Source organism: Paraburkholderia sp. BR10141, assembly GCF_056155635.1.
Genome location: NZ_JBMIQH010000012.1, coordinates 130,424 through 153,973, shown reverse-complemented (window position 1 = coordinate 153,973; position 23,550 = coordinate 130,424). Strand labels below are relative to the sequence as shown.

Here is a 23,550-nt window from a genome sequence, read left to right as displayed (position 1 = left end):
ATAAGGCAAACGCATTGTTCTTATAAGGAAATATGCAGATCGCAAATGCGCCGGCGCTTGAACGAAGCGTTGCAACGACGTTAAGCTACGCGATCAATACACCGGGACCATCATGACACTCGACGAGATCGAAGCCTTCGTCGCCGTGGTGCGCAGCGAGTCGCTGAGCCACGCGGCCGAACGGCTCGAACTGACGCAGCCCGCCGTGACTCGCCGCATCCAGAATTTCGAGGAAGCATTGGGCGTGGCGCTGCTCGATCGCAACACCAAGCCCATGCGCACGACGCCGATGGGCCGCGCCGTGTACGACCAGTGCCGCGCCATCGTTCGAGAGATCGACGCGCTGCGGCAACTCGTGAACGACGGGGCGCCGCTTGCGGGCGTGCTGCGTGTGGGAGTAGCGCAAACCGTTGCCGACATCGCGATGCTCGACGCGCTGCAATCGCTGCGTCACGCGCATCCCGGGTTGCAGGCGCGCGTATCCACGGGGTGGGGCGCACCGCTGCTGCAAAAAGTGGAGGACGGCGAACTCGACGCGGCCGTCGTGCTGTTGCCCGCTAACCGCGCGTTGTCCGAAACGCTGGTGGCGGAATCGCTCAGCTCGCTCAAGCTCGCCGTGGTCGCGCAAAAGGGGCTGCTGAAGCGCCGCGCCTGGACGCTCGCCGAATGCCAGTCGCACGGCTGGGTGCTCAATCCGGACGGTTGCGGCTTTCGCGCCGGCCTGCAGCATGCGCTCGCTGCGCAAGGCCACGCACTCAAACTGAATTTCGAAACGCTCGGCACCGAGTTGCAACTCGGGCTCGTCGCGGACGGCGTGGGCCTCGGTGTCGTGCCGTATCCGCTCGTCGTGGCGAGCGCGCACGCCGATTTGCTGGACATCGTGCAGGTGAGCGACTTCAAGCCCGAAATCGCGGTGCGTATCGTCCGCTCACGCGCCATTGGCAAGATGGAATCCGCTATCGCGGTGCTGGCGCAAAGCGTTGCGCAAAGCTTCAAGTCGGCGAAGCTTGCACGTGCGGCGTGAGCGGCGGTAGCGCCTGCGGCGGGCGGCAGCGGCTATACGTCCCGTCGACGGCGCGAATCTTATGAGGTCTCGCGGTCTCTTCCCGAGAAAAACTGATCGTCGGGCACGACATTGAGCGCGATCGTCAGACGGTTCGCGTAATTGAAGAAAGCGGATATTTCGAGGATCTCGACGACCGCCTCACGCGTGAAGCCGAGGTCGTGGAGCCGCTGCAAAGCGCTGTCGTCGACAAGGCCGGGTTCGCGCGTGAGTTGCTCCGCAATCCCGGCGAGCGCCGCCTCCTTCGGATCCAGCCGCACGTGATGCCATCCCTGCGCGATGCGCTGTGCGCGCACGGTGTCGCCGAGCGCAGTCGCGAGCGACTGGGTGTGGTTGAACACGCAATAGCTGCAGGTGTTCGCCGCGGAAGTGACGACTGCGATCAGTTCTCGCTCGGCGGCCGTCAGGCGGCTGCGATGCGGGTCGAACAGATGTTCGTAGAACGCCACGAGCCGCGACGCCGTGTCGGGGTTGACGGCCAGTGCGGCCAGCCAGTTTGGCACGAAGCCGTATTGGCGCCGAAATCGCTCGAAGAGCTCGGCAGCATGCGGCGGCAGCCCCGATTCTTCGGGCAGGCCAAGCCGGGAGACGGGCTCGTGTGCGATGTCGTGACCGGCAACGAAATCCGCCCGACGCGACGCGATATCGATAGTGGATGCGGCAGAAGACATAAAAGGACTCCTTATGTTTTGCGTGCGAACCGGAAATCTTCGAAGAATCGTTGAGATGCGTGCGCTATACGGTCTGGCCGAGGACGCCCAGCCATAGCTGGCCGATCAACTCGTGCGTTGCATCGGCGTTGGGCGGATGGAACGCGCCGGCGCGCACGTCGCGAAAAAGCCTTTCGAGTTCCTGACGGCGCGAGAGCGAACCCGCGCCGCTCACCTGCAAGGCGAGATTGACCACACGCAGCGCGCCATCGACGGCGTGCTGTTTGGCCGCAAGGAGTTGCGCGAGCCACAGTTCGCCAGGTGCGTAGCCGTCCCACCAGCGCTGTGCGGTGCGCTCGAGCAGCGCCTCGATGCTCTCCAGTTCGATCGCGGCTTGCGCGACGTGGGCCTGCGTGAGCGGCTTGAACGCATACGTCTGGCCGCCCAGCGCGAGAGAGCGCCGCGATCGCGCCGCATCCAGCGCCAGGTCGAAAGCGCGCTTCGCGATGCCGTAATACACCGCGCCCAGCCCGGGCAGTACTGCGCCAAGAATGCCGTCGACGAATGGGTCATCGGGCGGCCCCGCGGGCAACACGCGGGTGACGTGCTCGGGCCGCGCAACGACGCCTTCGAGCCACGTGTCGTGACTGCTCGTCGCACGCAATCCGAGCGCGTCCCACGTGGGCTCGGTGCGATGGCCCGCCGCGTCCCGGCGAATGAAGGCGTGCACGATGCGCGGATTGGCCGGATCGCTGTCGTCGCGTCCATGCACGCCGAGCCAGTCCCATGCGGGGGCGAGCGACGTGAATATCTTGTGGCCCTCGAAGCGCCAGGCGCCGCCGGGTAGCGGCGTCGCGCGCACTGTCGAGTCCGCGAGGCCCGCATCGTTGCCAGGCTCGCCATGGCCTGCGGCGAACACCTTGCCCGCGCCGATCTCGCGCAGAATCCAGTCGGCCGAAGGATCGCCGCGCCGCCACAGATGCAAGGCGGCGCCTGCCCAGTAGAGATGCATATTGAGTGCGAGCGCCGTGGCGGGCGCCCGGGAGGCGAGCCTGATCTGTTCGCGCAATAGCGCCGGCAGCGTGAAACCAAGGCCGCCGAACTGGCGCGGCACGCTTGCACGCAGGAAACCTGATGCGTGGAGGTCAGCCAGATCCTCTACGAAGAACGCGTTCTCGCGGTCGTACTGCGCTGCGCGGGCACCGATGCGCTCCAGCAGTGATTCGGTGAGCAGTGGCGACCCCGCTTGCGGGGTAAGTGATGATTGCGGCGCTCGATGTTCCAGTACGGTACTCAAGACGTTACCTCCTGCATGGGCGCGAGCGCGGGTCACGTCACCGTGTGGCGGAAGTGGCCGCGGCCGCAGCGATCCAGATACGGTTGAGAGGTCGCGCTTCAAGACTGCGGGAGCGCGCGGGCGGTGCAATCCGCTCGTTGCCCATTATGGTTTGGGATGCAAACCGTGGCCAATATCAAATCGAGATTTATATATCGAAGGCAGATAATAGGGATGCCGAATCATATGCGTTATCTTTCCGATTCGTTCGATGCAGCGGAAGGTGCGCGATGAAGGTGTGCGATGAAGGTGCGTTTTTCCGTGCCGCGATCAATGCACGTAGCCACCCTTCACGTAACGCACTGGCTCCGCATCAATGCGCAGCAGTAGCGAAGTGAGCGGATCGGACCGCCCGCGGCTCACGCGCCCGCCGCGCCCGCCGCGTTCGCCGCCCGCGCCGGCGGCTGTGCAGAGCAGCGCCGCGTTGGCCCATGCGGGGTCGCCCGGTTTCGCCTCGGCGCGCAGCCAGCCGTCGCGGTCAGCGATCAGTTGCGAGCCCGCGAAGGCTTGCGCATTCACGCCCGCTATGCCCGCGAACGCAGTCCACGCTCCGGGCGAGACGGCCACGCACGAGGCGTCGCCATTCGCTGCCCAACGCGCGGCTTCGGACGGCGCGGGCAACGCGCCGTCGCGGAACAGCAGCAGCGTTTGCCAGCGCGGATCTTCGAGCGGCGGCGCGCGCCCGTCGACGGCCACGGCCCGCACTCGCTGCCCTGCGCGCCAACTGGCCAGCGGCACGGCCGGCGCGTCGCCGCAGCGCACGTCTAGTGCAGGCAGCGCCACAGGCACCGGCCAGCCTTCGCCGTCCTGCGCGCCGCCGCCCGCGGCCAGCACCTTCAGATAATCGAGAATGGCCCACGTCTGCGCATCGGACAGGCGTCCTTCGAATCCGGGCATCGTTTGCGCGCCGTCGCGTGCGTGCATGCCATGCAGCACGCGCCAGAACAATTCCCCGTCCAGACGATGACCGAGCAGCGGGCCCACGACGGTCGGCGGCCAGTGCACGAGCGTGCCGGCGCGCGGGCCGTCGCCGCGGCCCGTGTCGCCGTGGCAGGCCGCGCACTCGCGCGCATAGTGTGCCGCGCCGAGCGCGATCGTCTCGACCGAGAAGGGCGTGGTCTGGAAGCTCGTGGGCACGGCGTCGGTCAGCCACAGCGAAGTGTCGGGCCACGGCGCGAACCAGGCGGCGAGTGCGGCCGCGGCGAACAGCGCGATGCGCCGCCCGCGCCAGACCAGGCCCGCGACCGCGAGCAGCAGTGCGCCGCCGGTGGCGGCGAGCGCCAGTGCGAGCTGGCGCGCGACGCCCGCATCGATCAGCAGAACCTCTACGGCGAGGCGTTTCGGCCACGGCCACGCGGGCTGGCCGTGGCTGTCGCCGGCGATGCCGAACGCGTGCGCCACACTGCCGAGTTCGACCTGCGCCGCCTGCAGCGCGCCGAGAAACGGGTTGAGCCAGGCGTTGCCGGAAAGCAGCGCGCTCATCGTCGCGCGTGGGATGAAGCGTACCGCATTATTCGTATTCCTTACCAGCTCGCGTCGAGGCCGAGATGCTGCAAGGCTTCGCGGCGCAGCGCGGCAAACGCCGGGTCGCCGCGATGGCGCGGATAGGGCAGGTCGACATGCAGTTCGGCCGCGACGCGCGCGGGCCGCGGGCTGAACACGATCACGCGCTGGGCAAGAAAGAGCGCTTCTTCCACATCATGGGTGACGAGCAGCGCAGAGAAACGGTCGCGCTGCCAGAGATCCACGAGTTCGCTCTGCATTGCCAGACGCGTGAGCGAGTCGAGCTTGCCGAGCGGCTCGTCGAGCACGAGCAGGCGCGGATCGTTGACGAGCGCGCGGGCCAGCGCCACACGCTGCGACATACCGCCCGAAAGCTGGTGCGGAAAGGCATCCGCGAATTCGGTGAGGCCAACGCGTTCGAGCTCGACATCCACACGCTTGCGTTCCTGCTTGATCACGCCGCGCGCCTGCAGCCCGAGCGCGACGTTCGCGCGCACGCGCCGCCATGGGTAGAGCGTCGGGTCCTGAAACACCACGACGCGCGAGGGATCGGGCCGCTCGATCGGCGCGCCGTCTTGCAGGACCCTGCCCTGCGTCGCCGGTTCGAGCCCCGCGACGAGACGCAGCAGCGTGGACTTTCCACAGCCGCTTGGGCCCAGCAGCGCGACGAATTCGCCCGGCGCGACCGAGAGCGTCACGTCGTCGAGCACCGCGAGCGGGCCCTTGGGCGTTTCGAAGCGGTGGCTCACCTGCTCGACAGTGATATGTGCGCCCCGGATCGCTGGCTCGGGCGAAATCGAGGGCGTGGCGTGCGCCACGGCGGCATTTACCATTTGACGGTTCCTTTCTGCCAGACGAGCGTGCGATCGCGCACGAGGAAGAGCAGGGTGATGAGGCCCGAGAACAGGACAGCCATCACGAGCAGCGCGGCGTACATGTTCGAGTACGACGCCCACCCCTGCGCCCATGTGAGGTACCAGCCAAGGCCGGATTTCACGCCCATCATCTCGGCTGTCACGAGCACCGTGAACGAGGCGCTCAGGCCCATGAAGAGGCCGACGAAGACCTGGGGCAGCGCAGCCGGAATGGCGACGCGCAGCACGAGGAACCGCTGGCTTGCCCCGAGCGTGCGGGCCACGTCGTAGTACGCCTTGTTGACGCTCGCGACTCCCGACCACGTGAGCACGGTCACGGGGAACGCGGTGGCGAGCGCGATCAGGAAGATCGCGGCGGAACGGCTCGACGGGAAGATATAGAACGCGAGCGGCAGCAGCGCCGTGGCGGGCACGGGGCCGAGCACGCGCATGACGGGGTGCACCCAGTAGCCCACGGCGCGCGACCAGCCGATCGACACGCCGATGAGGAATCCGGCCGCGCCGCCGTAGAGAAAGCCTACGGCGAGCAGGCCGATCGAATGGGCCACGCAATCGGCGAGCCGCGCCCAGTCGTCGCGATAGACCTCGACGAGCGCCTGCGGCGGCGCGAAGAACGGCGTAGGCAGGAGCGCGGTCTTCGCCGTGAGGATCTCCCAGAGCGCGAACGCAACGGGCAACGCGATCAGCCATGGACCCGCTTTTCTCAAGCCGCGCAGCGCGGGCCGCAACCGCTCGCTGCTGCGTTCGAGAGCGGGCAGTACGAGCGCGAACAGCGCGAGCCATGCCGCGATCGCCCAGGCGGCCGCGCCCAGTTCGGCGGTATAGGCCCAGTCGGAAAAACCGGTGATGCGGTTCGGCCACAGGCGCGTGACGCCGCCAAACACGGCCCATGCCGCCGCGACCGCGAGCCCGGTGTACCACGCGGTTGGCTGCCCGGAAGAACGCCGGCCCCGGAGGTCGACATTCGCGAAAGGCTGGCCTGCGCCTTCGCTGGCCTCCAGTGCGTCGCTGGCGCCGGCGCGCGCCAGCGCAGGCTGTTCGAGCGTCGTCATCGCGTCACCCCAGTACGTTGGTGTAGACGGCCGCGGCGAAGCGCTGCGGGTCGGTGGTGGGCTTGAGCACGCCGGCGCGCTTGAAGTCCTCGGCGAAGTACGCGATCTCCTGCTGGAGATCGACGTTGGTCGGATGGTGATCGTAGGTGAGCGACGAATAGAGCTTTACAAGGTCATCCTCGGCGAACTTCGGCGTGTACTTCGCGAACGATTTCGCCGCTTCCCGCGGGTTCTCGCGCGAGAAGTCGGTGGCCTGGATCAGCGCACGCGCAAGCGCCGCAGCGGTCGGGCGATCGCTGCGCAGCAGCGAGCCCCGTGCGGCGATCACGCAGCAGACCTTGTGCGCGTATTCGTCGGAAAGATTGCTGGCGAGATGCGTGTATGCGCCCGGACGTTGCCGTTCCAGCAGATAGAGATTCGGGTCGCCGTCGGCGATGGCCTGGATCTCGCCCTTTTGCACGGCGACATCGAGCAGGTCCGCGGGATACTGGCGCCAGCTCACGTCGCGGTCCGGGTCGATGCCGTGCTTGAGCAGCAGGATGGCGAAGAAGTTCTTGCCCGGAGAGGCGAGGTCGCTTACCCCCACGGTCTTGCCTTTGAGCGCGGCGAGCGACGTCACGCCGGCCGCGCTCGAGCCGATCAGGCGCACGCATCCGCCGTGCACGCTGCTGATGATCTTCACATCGAACCCTGCCTCCAACGGTTTGAGCCAGCGGTGGATCATGCCGACCGCAGCGTCGGCCTTGCCGGTGGAAAGCGTTTGCAGCAACTGGTCGTTCGAGCCGGCGTAGCTCACTAGATTGACCTTCAGTCCGTTCTTTTCGAAGAACCCCTGCTCCTGCGCGACGGCGACGGGCGTGAGGCAAAAGCCGTTCGGCGCCCACGCGAAGGTGAACGGCTTGAGCGCCGGCGCCGACCATGCCTTGCGGCCGAGTGTCAGAACCGGCGCGCTCAGCGCGGTCGCGCCGGCGGCGCGCAGCCATTTGCGGCGTTGCCCGTTCGGGGCGGGCGGGGTGAGGCTGGAACCGTGCAATGCGGCCATGAATCGGTCTCCGTGCGGATCGAAGTGAAGAGGCGCTTGAGGTGAGTGCGGTCTGCATACGTGCGCGCGCGTCGCCATGAATCGAATCGTATGTAAACCTAATTAAATGGCGTAAGTATTGGAAAGCGACGTCGAATGTCAGCGTAATGCCGAATCTGGTTTGCCGCGAAATAATGAATTGCGCAAACCATATGCTGTCGTTTGTCATCGGACGTTCCAGCGTGAATATTCCCGCCCATGCAGGCAAAGTGCATCGTGATGACGAAGTGATGCCCGTGCTGATTTGCTAACGCCAAAGCCTTCTTTGCCGTCGTGCGCTTCTTGCACCAGGATGAAGTGCCGCGGGCGCTTGTGTCCGCGTTTGTCATTACGGGAGCCTTCATGCGATATAAGGGCTACGAAGTCGAAGCGTCCGCACACGCATTGCCGAGCGGACTCTACGCGGCGAACCTGACCATCGAAAACTGGTCGTCGCCGCCCGGTTCGTCGTTCACTTTCGACGCACTCGATTACTTCTTCGAGGCCGATCACGCCATTGCGTACGCCTCGCGCTGGGCGCGACTGTGGATCGACCAGCGCGGCAGGCCGGCGTCATGTTGACGAGGGCGCACGCGATCGAATTCGCACGATTGCATCTCATACGTGTGCCCATTTGCATATCAGTTTTTATTGGTTGGAACGGCGGTGGCGCACTTGCATAGTGGAATCCTGATGGCTATAGGCGGCAGCGCTCCGAGGGTCGGGGCGCTGCCGTCCACATTAAGGAGACACTGATGACAGTGGAACTGCATGAAACGCCGCTGCACGCGGATCTGGAAGCGGCGCGCGGCGCCGCGCAGGCGGCCGGCCTGCCCTACGCGGGCAGCGTGACGCCGCGGCAAGCCTGGGCGCTCCATCAGGCGGGCGAAGCGGTGCTCGTGGACGTGCGCACGGCCGAAGAGCGCAAGTTCGTTGGCCACGTGCCCGACACGTTGCATGTGGCGTGGGCCACAGGCACGAGCTTCACACGCAATCCGCGCTTCGTGCGCGAGCTCGAGGCAAAGACGGGCAAGAGCGCGGCGATTGTCCTGTTGTGCCGCAGCGGCAACCGGTCGGCACAGGCCGCCGAAGCGGCGGCCAAGGCGGGTTTTACCCATGTGTTCAACGTCACCGAAGGCTTTGAAGGCGACCTGGACGAAGCCGGCCGGCGCGGGCGCCGTAATGGCTGGCGTTTTCATGACTTACCGTGGGTGCAGGATTAGAGCCTGTTCCCGACGCCCCCAACGAATAACGAAGAGAGAACTGGCGTGACCGTATTTCATGTGTCGGAAATCGTCGATGCGCTGCAGGGCGTGCGTCAGCAATGGCGGGAATTGCAGCGCCGCGCCCTGGAGCCGGGCGGGCGCGACCTGCCCGCGCGCGAAGCGCTGGCCGAGGTCGTCGAAACGCTCAAGGGCGTGCTGTTCCCGATGCGGCTCGGGCCGCCCGACCTGCGCCAGGAAAGCGAGAACTTCTACGTCGGCCATGCGCTCGACGCCGCGCTGCACGCACTGCTGGCGCAGGCGAGGCTCGAACTGCGCTACAAGGCGCGCCACGCCGAAACCGATCACGGCGAAATCGATGCACGCGCATTGGCTGCCGTGCGTGCGTTCTCGCAGCGCCTGCCAGTCATCCGGGGATTGCTCGACAGCGATGTGCTCGCGGCGTTCAACGGCGATCCGGCCGCGGGCAGCGTCGACGAGGTGCTGCTCTGCTATCCGGGCGTGCTGGCGATGATTCACCACCGGCTCGCGCACGAACTCTACCGGCTCGGTTTGCCGCTGCTCGCGCGCATCATTTCAGAACTGGCGCATGCGGCCACCGGCATCGACATTCATCCGGGCGCGCAGATCGGCAGTGCGTTCTTCATCGATCACGGCACGGGCGTCGTGATCGGCGAAACCGCGATCATTGGCGAGCGCGTGCGTGTGTACCAGGCCGTGACGCTCGGCGCAAAACGCTTTCCCCGCGACGCGGCCGGCAATCTCGAGAAAGGGCTGCCACGTCATCCCATTGTCGAGGACGAGGTCGTCATTTATGCGGGCGCGACGATACTCGGGCGTGTCACGCTCGGGCGCGGCGCGGTGATTGGCGGCAATGTCTGGCTGACCGAAAGCGTGCCGGCGGGGGCGCATATCACCCAGGCGATTTCCCGGCACGAAGTGCGCGCGCCGGCGCATGAACGCCCCGGCACCGCCGCGCCGGATGCCATCGCAACGGGCGCGGCATGATGAGCGCCATCGTCCATGACTTCGGCGCCACGGTGCGCCGCCTGCGCGAGGCGCAGGCCTGGTCGCAGGAGCGGCTCGCCGAACATGCGGGACTCAACCGCACCTACGTCGGCGAAATCGAGCGCGGCACGGCCATCGCTTCGATCGTCACCGTCGAAAAGCTTGCATTGGCTTTCGGCTTGGGTATCGCGGAGCTGCTTGCGGGTGGGGCCGCGGGCGCTCCGACCGCGATCTCGCTTCCCGGCAGCCCGTTGTCGCCCTGAGGCTTCCCGCACGCTGCCGTCTATAGCCGGTTGATCCGGCTCCATTGGCTCCTCATAATCAGCCGTCTTCATAAGCAAAGCAGTTTTCGTTATAAGTCACCGGAGCCCTCGTTCATGTCCTCGATTCAGAGCGGCCAGACCGCGCTTGGCGATAACGCCGCGCGGCAACTGGCGAATGCCACCAAAACCGTCCCGCAGCTTTCCACGATCACGCCGCGCTGGCTTACGCACCTGCTGCAATGGGTGCCGGTCGAAGCCGGTATTTATCGTCTGAACCGCGTTAAGGACCCCGAAGCAGTGCGTGCCGCCTGCACGGCGCGCGAGGACGAAGGCACGCTGCCCACGACATTTGTGCCTTACGAAGAGCAGCCGCGCGAGTACTTCCTCAACGCGGTGAGCACGGTGCTCGACGTACACACGCGGATTTCCGACCTCTACAGCAGCCCGCACGACCAGATCAAGGAGCAACTGCGCCTCACGATCGAAACGATCAAGGAGTTGCAGGAAAGCCAGCTCATCAACAATCCCGACTACGGCCTGCTGGCGAACGTCGAGGAAGACCAGCGCATTTTCCCGCTGACCGGCGCGCCCACGCCCGACGACCTCGACGAACTGCTCACGAAGGTCTGGAAAGAGCCCGCGTTCTTCCTTACCCATCCGCTCGCGATTGCCGCATTCGGCCGCGAATGCACGCGGCGAGGCGTGCCGCCGCCTACGGTCAGCCTGTTCGGTTCGCAGTTCCTCACGTGGCGCGGCGTTCCGCTGATTCCTTCGGACAAGGTGCCGGTTGCCGACGGCAAGACCAAGATCCTGTTGCTGCGCGTGGGCGACAAGCGCCAGGGCGTGGTGGGCCTGTATCAACCGGGCGTGGCGGGCGAGCAGGGACCGGGGCTCTCGGTGCGCTTCATGGGCATCAACAACCAGGCGATCGCGTCGTATCTGATCTCGCTGTACTGCTCGCTGGCGGTGCATTCGCCGGATGCGCTGGCTGTGCTCGATGACGTGGAAATCGGCAAGTACCATGACTACCCTGACACCTACCGCTAACCCAACGGAGATCGCGCATCCGCCGTTGCCGGGCGGACTGCCGGATCCCGCCACGCTCGCGCGGCTCGCCAACGAGTTCTTCAGCACGTTGCCGGGCGGCGCAGGCGCGCCCGGCGTCGCGGCAGGTAGCGGCGCGGTAGGCGGCGTGCCGTCCGCCTTGCCCGCGGCCGCGCCGATACTTGCCTCGGTCAGCAATCCGGCGCCGGCGGGCTCACCGCTCGCGGGTCCGGGCGGCACCGGCACGGGCGTGCCGGGCTTCGCGCCGCCGCAAGGCAAGGCACCGGGCTTGAATCTCGCGCCTTCCGCGCCCACGCACGTGCTTTCGCTCGGCAATCGCGTACCCGCGCTCGCGCCGCACGCGGCGGCGGCGAACGGACTGCCCGACAACGCGGTGACGGTCGCACCGGCGCTGGAGCCGCGCGCGGGCGGCTCGCTGCTTGGCGTGCCACAGGCTTACGCGGTGGCCGAGCCGTCCGAGCCAGTGCGAGCCACGACGAGCGAGCGTTCGCCGTTCTACTTCACGGAAACGGCGGGCAACGGCTGGCGCGATACGGCGCGCGATATCGAGGTGCCGGTGCACGGGCTCCCTACGCCGGAGGCGTTCGGCTTGCCGGGCGACGATGCGCTGCGTGGCCTGCTGACCCTCGATCATCGGGACTACGATGCAAGCGGCGGCCCCGCGCGATATTTCCTCGACGAACGGGCAGCGGCGCCAGGCGTGAGCCAGGGGGTGCCGTTGCGCGGCGCGCATCCGCCTTTCGATGTCAATGCGGTGCGCCGCGACTTCCCGATCCTCCAGGAGCGCGTGAACGGTAAGCCGTTGGTGTGGTTCGACAACGCCGCGACGACGCACAAGCCGCAGGCCGTGATCGATCGCCTCGCGTACTTCTACGCGCACGAGAACTCGAACATTCACCGCGCGGCGCACACGCTCGCGGCGAGAGCGACCGACGCGTACGAGCATGCGCGCAAGACGGTGCAGCGCTTCATCAATGCATCGTCGCCCGAAGAGATCGTGTTCGTGCGCGGCACGACCGAGGCGATCAACCTGATCGCGAAGACCTGGGGCGTGCAGAACGTGGGCGAGGGCGACGAGATCATCGTCTCGCATCTCGAGCACCACGCGAACATCGTCCCGTGGCAGCAGCTCGCCGCGCTCAAGGGCGCCAGGCTGCGCGTCATTCCGGTCGACGATTCGGGCCAGGTGCTGGTGGACGAGTACCGCAAACTGCTCAACGACCGCACGAAGATCGTCTCGGTCACGCAGGTGTCGAACGCGCTGGGCACGGTCGTGCCCGTGGACGAGATTGTGGAGCTTGCGCATCGTGCGGGCGCGAAGGCGCTGGTCGACGGCGCGCAGTCGATTTCGCACATGCGGGTGGACGTGCAGGCGCTCGATGCGGACTTCTTCGTGTTCTCGGGCCACAAGATCTATGGGCCGACCGGCATCGGCGTGGTGTACGGCAAGCGCGAGGTGCTGGAAAACATGCCGCCATGGCAGGGCGGCGGCAACATGATTCAGGACGTGACGTTCGAGCGGACGGTGTTCCAGCCGCCGCCGTCGCGCTTCGAAGCGGGCACCGGCAATATCGCCGATGCGGTGGGGCTGGGCGCCGCGCTGGACTATGTGAGCCGCGTCGGCATCGAAAACATCGCGCGTTACGAGCACGATCTGCTTGCCTACGCAACGAGCGTGCTCGCGCCGGTGCCGGGCGTGCGCCTCGTGGGCACGGCTCGCGACAAGGCCAGCGTGCTGTCGTTCGTGCTGAAGGGCTACAGCACCGAAGAGGTGGGGCAGGCGCTGAGCCGCGAAGGCATTGCAGTGCGCGCGGGGCATCATTGCGCCCAGCCCATTCTGCGCCGTTTCGGTCTGGAAGCCACCGTGCGGCCCTCGCTCGCGTTCTACAACACGTGCGAAGAGGTCGATGCGCTCGTGTCGGTCGTTCGCGGTCTGGCGCCGCGGCAGTAACACGACCCCGGAGCGGCGTTGCCTGACGCCGCTCCGCTTCCTCTTTTCCTCTCTCCTTTCCGTTTTCCACTTCCGCGCGATATCGATAAGCCCCTCCGTGAGATATCGATCTGCCAATCCGTTATTGGAGCGGCGCGCGCCGGCTTTCTATACTCGGTTTTCCATCAGCACTCGCACGAGGCGAGTGCCATTTTCACCGCGAATAACCGAGAGATAACCGCAAGGAAGCCACCCATGAGCCTGCGCCCACTGCACGATCGCGTGATCGTCAAACGACTCGACCAGGAAACCCGCACCGCGTCGGGCATCGTCATTCCCGATAGCGCCGCCGAAAAGCCGGACCAGGGCGAAGTGCTGGCCGTGGGACCGGGCCGCCGCGACAACGACGGCCGCCGCATTGCGCCGGACCTGAACGCGGGAGACCGCGTGCTGTTCGGCAAATACGCGGGCCAGACCGTGAAGGTCGACGGCAACGAACTCCTCGTGCTGCGCGAAGAAGACATCGTCGCAGTCGTCAATCAATAAGCGAGAACCTGAGAGAGCACGTCATCATGGCAGCCAAAGACATCGTATTCGGCGACATCGCCCGCACCAAACTCATCGAAGGCGTGAACCTGCTCGCCGACGCCGTCAAGGTCACTCTCGGCCCGAAGGGCCGCAACGTCGTGCTCGAACGCAGCTTCGGCGCGCCCGTCGTGACCAAGGACGGCGTTTCGGTCGCCAAGGAAATCGAACTGGCCGACAAGCTCCAGAACATCGGCGCGCAGGTCGTCAAGGAAGTCGCCTCGAAAACGAGCGACGCAGCGGGCGACGGCACCACGACCGCCACCGTGCTTGCGCAGGCGATCGTGCGCGAAGGGCAGAAGTACGTGGCGGCGGGGCTCAACCCGCTCGACCTGAAGCGCGGCATCGACAAGGCGGTGGTGGCCGCCGTTGAAGAACTCAGGAAGATCAGCAAGCCCACCACGACGAGCAAGGAGATTGCGCAGGTCGCGACGATTTCGGCCAACGGCGAGGAGTCGATTGGCCAGCGCATTGCCGAGGCGATCGATCGCGTAGGCAAGGAAGGCGTGATCACGGTGGAAGACGGCAAGTCGCTCGCCGACGAACTCGACGTCGTGGAGGGCTTGCAGTTCGATCGCGGCTATCTCTCGCCGTACTTCATCAACAACCCGGACAAGCAGGTCGCCGAACTCGACAATCCGTTCATCCTCCTGCACGACAAGAAGATCTCGAACATTCGCGACCTGCTGCCTCTGCTCGAACAGGTGGCGAAGGCCGGGCGCCCGCTGCTGCTGATCGCCGAGGATATCGAGGGCGAGGCGCTCGCCACGCTCGTCGTCAACAACATTCGCGGCGTGCTGAAGACGGTGGCCGTGAAGGCGCCGGGTTTCGGCGACCGCCGCAAGGCGCTGCTCGAAGACATCGCGATCCTCACGGGCGGCCAGGTGGTCGCCGAGGAAACGGGCCTCACGCTGGAGAAGGCCACGCTCCAGGAGCTGGGCCAGGCCAAGCGCATCGAGGTGGGCAAGGAAAACACCACGGTGATCGACGGCGCGGGCGAAGCCGGCGCCATCGAGGCGCGTGTGAAGCAGATTCGCGTGCAGATCGAGGAAGCGACCTCCGACTACGACCGCGAGAAGCTGCAGGAACGTGTGGCGAAGCTGGCGGGCGGCGTGGCTGTCATCAAGGTGGGCGGCGCCACCGAGATCGAAGTGAAGGAAAAGAAGGACCGCGTGGACGATGCGTTGCATGCCACGCGCGCGGCCGTGGAAGAGGGCATCGTGCCGGGTGGCGGCGTGGCGCTGATCCGCGTGCGTCAGGCGATCCTCGACCTGAAGGGCAAGAACGCCGACCAGACGGCGGGCGTGAAGATCGTGCTGCGTGCACTGGAAGAACCGCTGCGTCAGATCGTGAGCAATGCGGGCGAAGAAGCGAGCGTGGTGGCGGCGAAGGTCGCGGAAGGCACGGGCAACTTCGGTTACGACGCGGCCACGGGCGAATACGGCGATCTGGTCGAAAAGGGCGTGCTCGATCCGACCAAGGTCACGCGCACGGCGCTGCAAAACGCGGCTTCGGTGGCGGGGCTCTTGCTCACGACCGATGCCACGGTGCATGAGGCTCCCAAAGCCCAGGCGGTGCAAGCGCCGGCGGGTGGCCCTGGCGGCGCCGATCTCGGCTTCTAGGCCGGTTTTGCCCGGGCAACGGGGGAAGGCCGCCCTGGCGCGATGCCAGGCGCGGCTGCCATGTCTCGACAACCGGGCGTCAGCGCGCTCAGGCGGATTGCCAGCGCGCATCGGCGACGACGAGCTTCTTCGGGATCAGCTTGAGTTCGGAGAACGTATCGGCAATTTGCTGCTGGTAGGCGAGCGTGGGCGCGTCGACTGGCTGCACGCCGTAGCTCGCGCGCCTGAGGGCGAGTTCGAGCGTCGACGCGTCGAGGCCGACAAGCGGTGACAGTTGAGCCGCAACGGCCGGAACGTTGTCGCGTGCCCAGGCGTCCACGGCGCCGATTTCCTCCACGACCGCATGCAGGACAGACGCATGTGCGTTCGCAAAGTTACGGCTTGCTATGTAGTACTGTGTATTGCGAACGAGGTTTTCGCCGTTCGCGATCGAACGCACTTTCGCCTGGCGTTCGATTGCCGCGAGGTAGGGATCCCAGATCACCCAGGCGTCCACGCTGCCGCTCGTGAATGCGGCGCGCGCATCGGCGGGAGCGAGATAGACGGGCTGGATATCTTCATACTTGAGGTTGGCTCTCTGCAGCGCCTTGACGAGCAGATAGTGCACGTTCGAGCCTTTGTTGAACGCAACGCGCCTGCCGCGCAGGTCGGCGGGCGTGCGGATCGGCGAATCTTCGTGCACGACAATGGCCTCACCCTGCGGCGCGGGCGGTTCGCTGGCAATGTAGACGAAATCCACGCCGCCGGCCTGCGCAAAGATGGGCGGCGTTTCGCCCACGGTGCCGACATCCACTGCGCCGGCGGCAAGCCCTTCCAGCAACTGCGGGCCACCGGGAAACTCGAGCCATTGCACGGTGAAGCCGAGCGGCGCGAGCCGCTTCTCCAGCGTGTGCTGAGCCTTTAGCACCACAAAGTTGCCGTACTTCTGGAAACCGATGCGCAGGACCCGGCCTTCGTCCGCGCGTGCCGCGCCGCTTTGAAGCGTCAACGCGGCAGCGCTCGTGAGCCCCGTTGCGCCACGCAGCGCGGCGGCCGTCGCGGCCCCCGCTGCGAGCTTCAATAGCTTGCGGCGTGCGCCGTTTGCCGTGTGGTCGTCGTGATGGTCGTAGTTGTCGTTCGACATCGTGCCGTTGCCTGTTTAAAGATGCATGTTGAAACTGCCGCGGGTGCGCGGCGATCCATCTCTCACCTTAATCTGTTTCAACATCGGCACAACCAAGATATTGTCAGATGCTTATCTGCGCTGACGCCCTCAGCGGAGTTTGCCGATCCGGAGTATGTTGTGACTTTCGTTTTCCGGCGGCCGAAGCGATGAACCGTAACCGACAGTTGCATCTCGGCGCATTCATGCGCCCCGTCAGCCTGCACACGGGGGCGTGGCGTTACCCCGGTGCGTACCCTGACGCGAATTTCAATTTCGCGCATCTGAAGCGCTTTGCGCAGACGCTCGAGCGTGCGCGTTTCGACGCGTTCTTCATGGCCGACCACCTCGCCGTCTTGAACATGCCGGTCAACGCGCTCAAGCGAAGCCACACCGCCACCTCGTTCGAACCGTTCACCTTGCTCTCGGCGCTTGCCGCCGTGACGGAGAAGATCGGACTCGTCGCAACGGCTTCGACGACGTTCGACATGCCATATCATGTCGCGCGCCGCTTCGCCTCGCTGGATCATCTGAGCGGCGGCCGCGCCGGGTGGAACCTCGTGACGACTTCCAATCCAGACGCAGCGCTCAATTTCGGCCTCGAGGAACACGTGGAGCACGACGAACGCTATCGCCGCGCCCGCGAATTCTTCGACGTCGTGACTGGCCTCTGGGACAGTTGGGCCGACGATGCATTCCTGCGCGACGTGGAGAGCGGCGAGTATTTCGATCCGGAGAAGCTCCATGTGCTCGCGCACAAGGGTGACTACTATTGCGTGCGCGGGCCGCTCAATATTGCGCGGCCGCCGCAGGGCTGGCCGGTGGTGGTGCAGGCCGGATCGTCGGAGGCCGGGCGGCAACTCGCTGCCGAAACGGCCGAGGCGGTCTTCACCGCGCAGCCGAATCTCGAAGCCGGCAAGCGTTTCTATGCCGACGTGAAGGGGCGCATGGAAAAGCTGGGCCGCGATCCCGATCATCTGAAGATCCTGCCTGGCGCGTTCGTCGTAGTGGGCGACTCGCAGGAAGAGGCGCGCGAGAAGCGCGAACGTCTCGACAGCTTCGTGCACTATGACAGCGGCATTGCCTCGCTTTCGATCGCGCTCGGTCACGACGTCTCCGGTTTCGAGCCGGACGGCCCGCTGCCCGAGATTCCGGAGAGCAATGCGAGCCGTACCGCGCGGCAACGCGTGGTGGACTGGGCGCGCGACGAGGGCTTGACGATTCGCCAGCTCGCGCAGCGCGTGGGCGGTTACTCGGGCCTGCAAATGGTCGGCACACCGGATTCGATCGCGGACGAGATGGAGCAATGGCTGGTGGAGGCGGGCAGCGATGGCTTCAACGTGATGTTCCCGTATCTGCCCGCGGGCCTCGACGACTTCGTGGAGAAAGTCGTGCCCGAGTTGCAGCGGCGCGGCATTTTCCGTCGCGAGTACGAGGGCAATACGCTACGCGAGCATCTCGGCCTGCCGAAACCGGAGAACCGGTTTTTTGCGGTCAGCCAAAATGCCGGTTAGCAGCGGCGCGAATATTGTTGGATCGATTCATTCGTGGCGGCAGTGGCCGCCGCGCACGACAATCCCCGTGTGCCCTCAATTCGATCACGGAGCGTCGATCTACCATGACTCGAGACCTGCTGCTGTTGCTGGAACCTGGCTTCACTGACCCCGCGCGTCCCGGCGAGCGTTTCATCTGTCCGGACGGCGCTCCGATAGAAGGACTGCTCGCGTCCGAGCCCGAGCGCGTCGCGCGGCTCGATGTGAAACGCCTGCCGTTTGCGCGCCCGCGGGCGGCCGTGATCGACGTGCTCGACGAGGCGCATCAGGGGTTGCCCGTGCTCGTGCTAGGCGACGAGCATCCGGTACCCGAGGGCGTACAGACGCTGAACGGCCGTCACTTCGTAACCGACACGAAACGCATTCTCGCGCTGCTTGCCGATCGGCACGGTTTTCCCAGGGTGCATTGAGCGGATACGATCAGGCGGCGTCGGGCGACGCCGCCTGCGTGAGCTCAGAGCGGCGGAAGGGCCTGGGTAAGCGTAGAGACGAAGCGAGCCGTGCGCGCATCGCGCGGCCGCGCGAAGAGTTCATGCGACGGGCCGGCTTCGACGATCGCACCCTCCTTGAGAAAGACTGCGTCGTGCGCGACGGAAGCCGCGAGCCGCAAATCATGCGTCGCCATCAGCATGGTCGTGCCCTCCTGCGCGAGCTGCCTCAGCACGTCGACCACTTCCGCGGAGAGTTCGGGGTCGAGCGCCGAAGTCGGCTCGTCGCAGAGCAGCACCTGGGGCGAGGGCGCGAGTGCGCGCGCGATCGCCACGCGTTGCTGCTGGCCGCCCGAAAGCGTGGAGGGCCATGCGTCCGCCTTCTGGGCAATCCCCACTTTCGCAAGCAGCGCGGCAGCGCGCTCGCGGGCTCGCTCCTTCTCCCATTTGAGGACCGTGACGAGACCTTCCATCACATTCTCGATCACGCTCAGGTGCGGGAACAACTGGAAGTTCTGGAGCACCATGCCGGTATGCCGACGCACCGAGGCGATTTCCGCGTGGGAGAGCCGCCGGCCGCGGCTGAATTCGAGGCGGGCATCGCCCACGCTCAACGTGCCGGAGTCTGGCATTTCGAGCAGATTGATGCAGCGTAGCAGCGTGCTCTTGCCGCTGCCGGACGGCCCGATCAGCGCCGTGACGCTGCCGGCCTTGAGCGTGAGGTCGATGGCCGCGAGCACCTCGTGGTCGCCGAACGACTTGTGGAGTGTCTCGATGTGGATCATCAGCGCCCTGCCTGGAACAGGGCATGGCGGCCATAGCGCGCTTCGAGACGCCCTTGCGCCTGCGAGAGCACGGAGCTGAACAGGAGATAGATCAGTGCGGCCTCGGTATAAAGAATGAGGGGTTCGTAAGTCACGGCGGCGATGCGTTGTGCAGCCTGAAAGATTTCCGGCACGGTCAGCACGGCCGCGAGGGACGTGTCCTTCACGAGCGAGATGAACGAGTTCGAGAGCGCGGGCAACGCTACGCGAATCGCTTGCGGCAGGATGGCGCGGCGTAGCGCCTGCGCGCGCGTCATGTTCATCGAGTAGGCGGCTTCCCACTGGCCGCGCGGAATCGATTCGATCACGCCACGAATGACTTCCGCGTTATAAGCGCCCACATTGAGTGAAAAGCCGATGATGGCCGCCGTCAACGGATCGAGCACGATGCCCACGTTGGGCAGCCCGTAGAAGATGACGAACAGCTGCACGAGCAGTGGCGAGCCGCGAAAGAGCCAGATATAGAAACGCACGGCCGCGACCGCCCAGCGTTGCCCGAAGAGGCGGATGAGCGCCGCGCAGAACGCGAGCGCCATACCGATCGCGAACGAAGCCAGCGTGAGCGGGACGGTAAAGACCAGTCCCGCGTAGAGCAGTGGCCACAACGATTGCGCCATCAAATGCAGCCATGCCGGCATCGTTCAGTCCGCCTTATTGCGAAACGTCTTTGCCGAAATACTTCTGCGAGATCTTCGCGTAGGTCCCGTCGGCCTTGATATCGGCGAGCGCCTTGTCGACGGCCGCGACCAGGTCCGGGTTGCCCTTGCGCAGCAGCACGCCCGACTGGTCGTCAGCGGAAGACGCGTCGATGGCGGCGATCTTGAGTTTCGCGTCCGGCTTGTGCTTCTGGAAGTCGAGGAACGAAAGCGCGTCGTTGACGGTGGCGTCCACGCGGCCCGACGTCAGCAGATCGATCGATTCGTTGAAACCTTGAACCGGCACGACGTCGGCACCATGCGACGCGGCAAGCTTGCCGAAGTTGCTGGTCAGCGTATTGGCCGACTTCTTGCCCTTCAGGTCGTCGAAGGAATGGATGGTCGTGTTCTCCGAGCGCACGATCAGCACGGCGTGCGTCGAGATATACGGCTTCGAAAAATCGTACTTGGCCTTGCGTGCGTCGGTGATCGAAACCTCGTTGATCACGGCGTCGTAGCGATTGACGTCCAGGCCCGCGATCAGGCCATCCCATTTGCCTTCGACGAACTGCGGCTTCACGCCAAGCCGTTGTGCGATGGCCGTGGCGATATCGACGTCGAAGCCGGTCAGCTTGCCGGTTTCGTCATGGTAGGTGAACGGCGCGTAAGTGCCTTCGGTGCCGACACGGAACACACCGGACGACTTGACCTGCGCGAGTTCGTCTGCAGCGAGGGCCGGCGCCGCGGCGACGACCGACAGCAGAGCGGCGAAAAGAGCGGAGCGGATGGCTTTCATGATTGAAATGTTCGTAATGAGAGTTTCGTTGACGGCATCAGTGAGTCGACGGATTCTACTGTCGGCGCATCGGCCTGCAAACCAGACACATTCGCTATGCATATGCGCTGGTGGAATATAACGACGGATGTGCTGCATCCACGGACGCGCCTTCCTGTTTTGGGTTGCTTATGTTTATTTACGCAGCCGGGGCGGGAACCACTTCGCCCGTCTCAACGGCCGATTCGCGTTTCACTCGCTCGATGTCGCGATAGCGCGCCGCCGGATGCTCGTCGGGCAATCGCGCGCCGCCGCCGAAGAGTTTTTCGCGCAAGGTGCCCGGCGCGTAGTCGCGCGGGTACACGCCGCGGCGCTGCAGCTCGGGCACGAGGTACTCGACGACATGCTCGAAGGTCTCATGCGCGAGCGCGTACGCCAGATTGAATCCGTCCACGCCGGTTTCTTCGACCCACTCCTGGAGGATGTCGGCAATCGTCGTGGGGGAGCCGACGAATACCGGTCCCATTCCGCCTACGCCGCCCCACTTCGCCAGCGCTTCGATGGTCCAGGTCGTGTCGCCGCCCGAGAGATGTTCGACAGCCGAATGGATCGCATTCGTTTGCACACGCTTGACTGTGTCGGTGGGCAGGTACTGCCCGAAGTCGATGCCGGTCCAGCCCGACATGAACACGAGCGAGCCGTCGTAGGAGACGTGGCGCTGATACTCCTCGAAGCGCGCCTGTGCTTTGGCATCGGTCTCGTCGACGATCACGGTGACGAGGTTGTAGATCAGCAGCTTGTTGCCATCGCGCCCGGCGAGCGCCGCCTGGCGGCGCACGTCCGCCACATAGTCGCGCAGCAGGTTTTTCGTGAGTGCCGCGACGAACACACATTCGGCATGCTGCGCCGCGAACGTCTTGCCGGGGCCCGATGCGCCGGCCTGAAACAGCACCGGTGTGCGCTGCGGAGAGGGCTCGCAAAGATGATAGCCTGGTACTTCGAAGTATTTTCCCTTGTGGCCGATTTCGTGCACTTTCTCCGGGTGCGTGAACACGCGCCGGTCCCGGTCGCGCACCACGGCGCCGTCTTCCCAACTGCCCTCGAACAGCTTGTAGAGCACCTCGACGTATTCCGTCGCGACCTCGTAGCGGTTGTTGTGGTCGCGCAGGCCGCCTTGCCCGATATTCTTCGCGCCGCTCTCGAGATACGACGTCACGATGTTCCACGCGAGGCGCCCCTTCGTATGATGGTCGGCTGTGGACAGACGCCGCGCGAACGTGTAGGGGTGCTCGAAGCTCGTGGAGGCCGTGATGCCAATACCTAGATGCGACGTCACCATCGCGATGGGCGCGGCGAGTTGCAGGGGGTCGTTGACCGGAATCTGCGCGGCCTGATGAAGCGCGTGATAGTTACTTCCTTTGTAGACGTCGTAGTAGCCGATTACATCTGCGATGAAGATCGCGTCGAAGACCCCACGCTCGAGTATCTTCGCGAGGTCGGTCCAGTAATCGAGATCCTTGTACTGCCACGAGCGATCGCGCGGGTGGGTCCAGAGGCCTGGCGACTGGTGGCCCACGCAGTTCATCTCGAACGCGTTCAGGTGGATGGTTTTGCTCATGATGTTCAATTGCTCCCGCGTTCCTGTCCGTTGCCGATTTGCCAGAGAAAGGGCGGCTCGGTGCCGTTGATGGTCCAGTCACCCACGATCTTCGCCTTGTAGACGAGCGGATTGTGCGACGACACCGCGCGTGCATTGCGCCAATGGCGGTCGAGCGCGTGGCCGGCGCGGATGGCAGACGCGCCGAGCGCATCGAATAGATGCGTCGCCGCGCGCAGCGCGAATTCGGAGGCGACGATCTGGGCCTGTGCCGAAGCGATTTCGGCTTCCACGTTTGCCGCGCGCTCGGCCTCGTCGTCACCTTCGAAGCGCGCCTCGTAAGCGCGCTGTGCGGCTTCTCCAGTCTGCAGCGCGACGGCCTTTGCACCATAGGCCCATGAGGCGATCTCGCCGATCACCTGCTGGATCTGCGCGTCGTCACTCACGCGCGGCGCGTTGCCGTGGCTGTAGATACGCTTGCGGCTGCGCACGAGGGTGGCGGCGTCGCGCCTCGCTGCCTCGGCAATTCCTGCGAGCGTGGCGACGTGAAAGAGCTGATAGAACGCGGTCTGATATTTGAAGCGGCGGCTGAAGTCGATGATGTTGCGGCCCTCGACCGCGGCGTCGCGAAAGAGCGTGGTGCCGCTGCCGGTGGTCGTCTGGCCGAAGCCGTCCCAGTCGTCTTCGCGAAGCACGCCGGGCTGGTCCGTCGCCACGGCCACGATCACGTCGCTGCCGTCTTCTTCGCGCTGCGCGAACACGTCGATCCAGTCCGCGTAGAGGCTCCCGGTGCTGTAGTACTTCGAACCGTTGAGCACGAAGCCGCCGTCGCGGCGCGCGACCTTCGTGTTGATCTGGCCGAGCGCGACGTCGCCAGCCTCGGTCCATGCATTGCCGACGAGCTGGCCGCTCACGAAGCGATCGAACCATGCGCGCTGGTCCGCCCCGGCAGGCACGTTCAGCCAGTCCTCGACGAAGGCGAAGTGCCCGCGCAGCGCCTGCGGCAGGTTCGAGTCCGCGGCGGCAAGCTCGATGAGCAGTTGCGCCAACTGCGCGATCGAAGCACCCGCGCCACCGTCACGCACCGGAATGCGCACGGCGCCGAAGCCCGCTTGCCTGAGCGCGGCTATCGCGTCATGCGGCAGCGTGCGCGAGCGCTCGCGTTCGGCGGCTTCGCGGCCGATCTCCGTGAAGATCGGGCGGAAGCGGGCGGCGAGGGTTTCGTAGTCGGCGCCTTGCGAGAGCGCGTCATGGGATCGGGAGACATTCATGCGTTCTTTCTCGGTTGGGGGTGGAGAGACTGCGCACCACGCAGCGAAGAAGAAAAGTATAGAAACCCGCGCGCTGCGGCTCCAATAACTG

Annotated in this window: 23 protein-coding genes; 11 read left to right on the top strand and 12 right to left on the bottom strand. The window is 65.5% G+C overall.

The annotated features are described in order from the left end of the window. Positions 1-112 precede the first annotated feature (112 nt). Positions 113-1,024 carry a LysR family transcriptional regulator gene (locus ACOJB8_RS18735; RefSeq protein WP_069266832.1) on the top strand — a complete coding sequence of 304 codons (912 nt, stop codon included), beginning with the start codon at positions 113-115 and terminating at the stop codon, positions 1,022-1,024. A 59-nt stretch (positions 1,025-1,083) separates the two neighbouring features. Here the strand turns inward: ACOJB8_RS18735 and ACOJB8_RS18730 are convergent, their stop codons facing one another. From ACOJB8_RS18730 to ACOJB8_RS18705, 6 genes are all read right to left on the bottom strand, one after another. Then, positions 1,084-1,734, bottom strand: a complete 651-nt coding sequence (locus ACOJB8_RS18730; protein ID WP_083245434.1) for a peroxidase-related enzyme — start codon at positions 1,732-1,734, stop codon at positions 1,084-1,086. 64 nt (positions 1,735-1,798) lie between these two features. Continuing rightward, on the bottom strand, positions 1,799-3,010 hold the full coding sequence (locus ACOJB8_RS18725) for an acyl-CoA dehydrogenase family protein (RefSeq protein ID WP_475013612.1): 1,212 nt from the start codon (positions 3,008-3,010) through the stop codon (positions 1,799-1,801). Positions 3,011-3,319: 309 nt separating this feature from the next. Then, a complete protein-coding gene (locus ACOJB8_RS18720; RefSeq protein WP_368619486.1) occupies positions 3,320-4,531 on the bottom strand; it encodes a c-type cytochrome in 1,212 nt (403 codons plus the stop codon). Between the two features lie 41 nt (positions 4,532-4,572). Further along, on the bottom strand, positions 4,573-5,385 hold the full coding sequence (locus ACOJB8_RS18715; protein WP_475013610.1) for an ABC transporter ATP-binding protein: 813 nt from the start codon (positions 5,383-5,385) through the stop codon (positions 4,573-4,575). After that, positions 5,379-6,479, bottom strand: coding sequence for an ABC transporter permease (locus ACOJB8_RS18710; protein ID WP_406953735.1), 1,101 nt, complete (start codon positions 6,477-6,479; stop codon positions 5,379-5,381). The genes ACOJB8_RS18715 and ACOJB8_RS18710 overlap by 7 nt, the downstream gene beginning before the upstream one ends. Positions 6,480-6,483: 4 nt before the next feature. Beyond that, the gene (locus tag ACOJB8_RS18705; RefSeq protein WP_069266828.1) at positions 6,484-7,521 is read right to left on the bottom strand and encodes an ABC transporter substrate-binding protein; all 1,038 of its coding nucleotides are present in this window, start codon (positions 7,519-7,521) and stop codon (positions 6,484-6,486) included. Between the two features lie 381 nt (positions 7,522-7,902). On the opposite strand from ACOJB8_RS18705, the gene ACOJB8_RS18700 reads away from it, so the two are divergent. The 8 genes from ACOJB8_RS18700 to groL all read left to right on the top strand — a co-directional run bounded on the left by ACOJB8_RS18700 (position 7,903) and on the right by groL (position 15,235). After that, a complete protein-coding gene (locus ACOJB8_RS18700) occupies positions 7,903-8,121 on the top strand; it encodes a hypothetical protein (protein WP_069266827.1) in 219 nt (72 codons plus the stop codon). A 173-nt stretch (positions 8,122-8,294) separates the two neighbouring features. After that, positions 8,295-8,762, top strand: a complete 468-nt coding sequence (locus tag ACOJB8_RS18695; protein ID WP_368602073.1) for a rhodanese-like domain-containing protein — start codon at positions 8,295-8,297, stop codon at positions 8,760-8,762. Between the two features lie 45 nt (positions 8,763-8,807). Next, positions 8,808-9,770 (top strand): serine O-acetyltransferase EpsC, encoded by a 963-nt coding sequence (gene epsC / locus ACOJB8_RS18690; RefSeq protein WP_342950081.1) that lies wholly within the window; start codon positions 8,808-8,810, stop codon positions 9,768-9,770. Beyond that, a complete protein-coding gene (locus tag ACOJB8_RS18685) occupies positions 9,770-10,033 on the top strand; it encodes a helix-turn-helix domain-containing protein (RefSeq protein WP_069266894.1) in 264 nt (87 codons plus the stop codon). The genes epsC and ACOJB8_RS18685 overlap by 1 nt, the downstream gene beginning before the upstream one ends. Before the next feature lie 114 nt (positions 10,034-10,147). Beyond that, complete coding sequence (locus ACOJB8_RS18680) at positions 10,148-11,080, top strand: family 2A encapsulin nanocompartment shell protein (protein ID WP_368602074.1); 933 nt, start codon at positions 10,148-10,150, stop codon at positions 11,078-11,080. Continuing rightward, positions 11,055-13,049: a family 2A encapsulin nanocompartment cargo protein cysteine desulfurase gene (locus tag ACOJB8_RS18675; protein ID WP_475013606.1), complete on the top strand. Its 1,995-nt coding sequence runs from the start codon at positions 11,055-11,057 to the stop codon at positions 13,047-13,049. The genes ACOJB8_RS18680 and ACOJB8_RS18675 overlap by 26 nt, the downstream gene beginning before the upstream one ends. A 234-nt stretch (positions 13,050-13,283) precedes the next feature. Further along, entirely contained in the window at positions 13,284-13,574 is a 291-nt protein-coding gene (locus tag ACOJB8_RS18670) for a co-chaperone GroES (protein ID WP_069266822.1), read from the top strand. A gap of 26 nt (positions 13,575-13,600) precedes the next feature. Further along, positions 13,601-15,235: a chaperonin GroEL gene (groL, locus tag ACOJB8_RS18665; RefSeq protein ID WP_475013604.1), complete on the top strand. Its 1,635-nt coding sequence runs from the start codon at positions 13,601-13,603 to the stop codon at positions 15,233-15,235. A gap of 88 nt (positions 15,236-15,323) precedes the next feature. Here the strand turns inward: groL and ACOJB8_RS18660 are convergent, their stop codons facing one another. After that, positions 15,324-16,358: a sulfonate ABC transporter substrate-binding protein gene (locus tag ACOJB8_RS18660; protein ID WP_342950077.1), complete on the bottom strand. Its 1,035-nt coding sequence runs from the start codon at positions 16,356-16,358 to the stop codon at positions 15,324-15,326. A gap of 188 nt (positions 16,359-16,546) precedes the next feature. Between ACOJB8_RS18660 and ACOJB8_RS18655 the strand changes: the two genes are divergently transcribed. Together ACOJB8_RS18655 and ACOJB8_RS18650 are read left to right on the top strand one after the other, a co-directional pair. After that, the gene (locus tag ACOJB8_RS18655; protein WP_475013601.1) at positions 16,547-17,890 is read left to right on the top strand and encodes an LLM class flavin-dependent oxidoreductase; all 1,344 of its coding nucleotides are present in this window, start codon (positions 16,547-16,549) and stop codon (positions 17,888-17,890) included. 104 nt (positions 17,891-17,994) lie between these two features. Then, entirely contained in the window at positions 17,995-18,339 is a 345-nt protein-coding gene (locus ACOJB8_RS18650) for a DUF3088 domain-containing protein (RefSeq protein WP_368602079.1), read from the top strand. Positions 18,340-18,383: 44 nt separating this feature from the next. On the opposite strand, the gene ACOJB8_RS18645 is transcribed toward ACOJB8_RS18650, so the two are convergent. The 5 genes from ACOJB8_RS18645 to ACOJB8_RS18625 form a co-directional block, all read right to left on the bottom strand. Beyond that, positions 18,384-19,142 carry an amino acid ABC transporter ATP-binding protein gene (locus tag ACOJB8_RS18645; protein WP_475013599.1) on the bottom strand — a complete coding sequence of 253 codons (759 nt, stop codon included), beginning with the start codon at positions 19,140-19,142 and terminating at the stop codon, positions 18,384-18,386. Further along, a complete protein-coding gene (locus tag ACOJB8_RS18640) occupies positions 19,142-19,819 on the bottom strand; it encodes an amino acid ABC transporter permease (RefSeq protein ID WP_069266816.1) in 678 nt (225 codons plus the stop codon). The genes ACOJB8_RS18645 and ACOJB8_RS18640 overlap by 1 nt, the downstream gene beginning before the upstream one ends. 13 nt (positions 19,820-19,832) lie before the next feature. Further along, on the bottom strand, positions 19,833-20,612 hold the full coding sequence (locus tag ACOJB8_RS18635) for an amino acid ABC transporter substrate-binding protein (RefSeq protein WP_342950073.1): 780 nt from the start codon (positions 20,610-20,612) through the stop codon (positions 19,833-19,835). A 178-nt stretch (positions 20,613-20,790) separates the two neighbouring features. After that, positions 20,791-22,209, bottom strand: coding sequence for an LLM class flavin-dependent oxidoreductase (locus tag ACOJB8_RS18630; protein WP_069266893.1), 1,419 nt, complete (start codon positions 22,207-22,209; stop codon positions 20,791-20,793). 5 nt (positions 22,210-22,214) lie between these two features. Continuing rightward, a complete protein-coding gene (locus tag ACOJB8_RS18625; protein WP_406953742.1) occupies positions 22,215-23,459 on the bottom strand; it encodes an acyl-CoA dehydrogenase family protein in 1,245 nt (414 codons plus the stop codon). Positions 23,460-23,550: the final 91 nt, after the last annotated feature.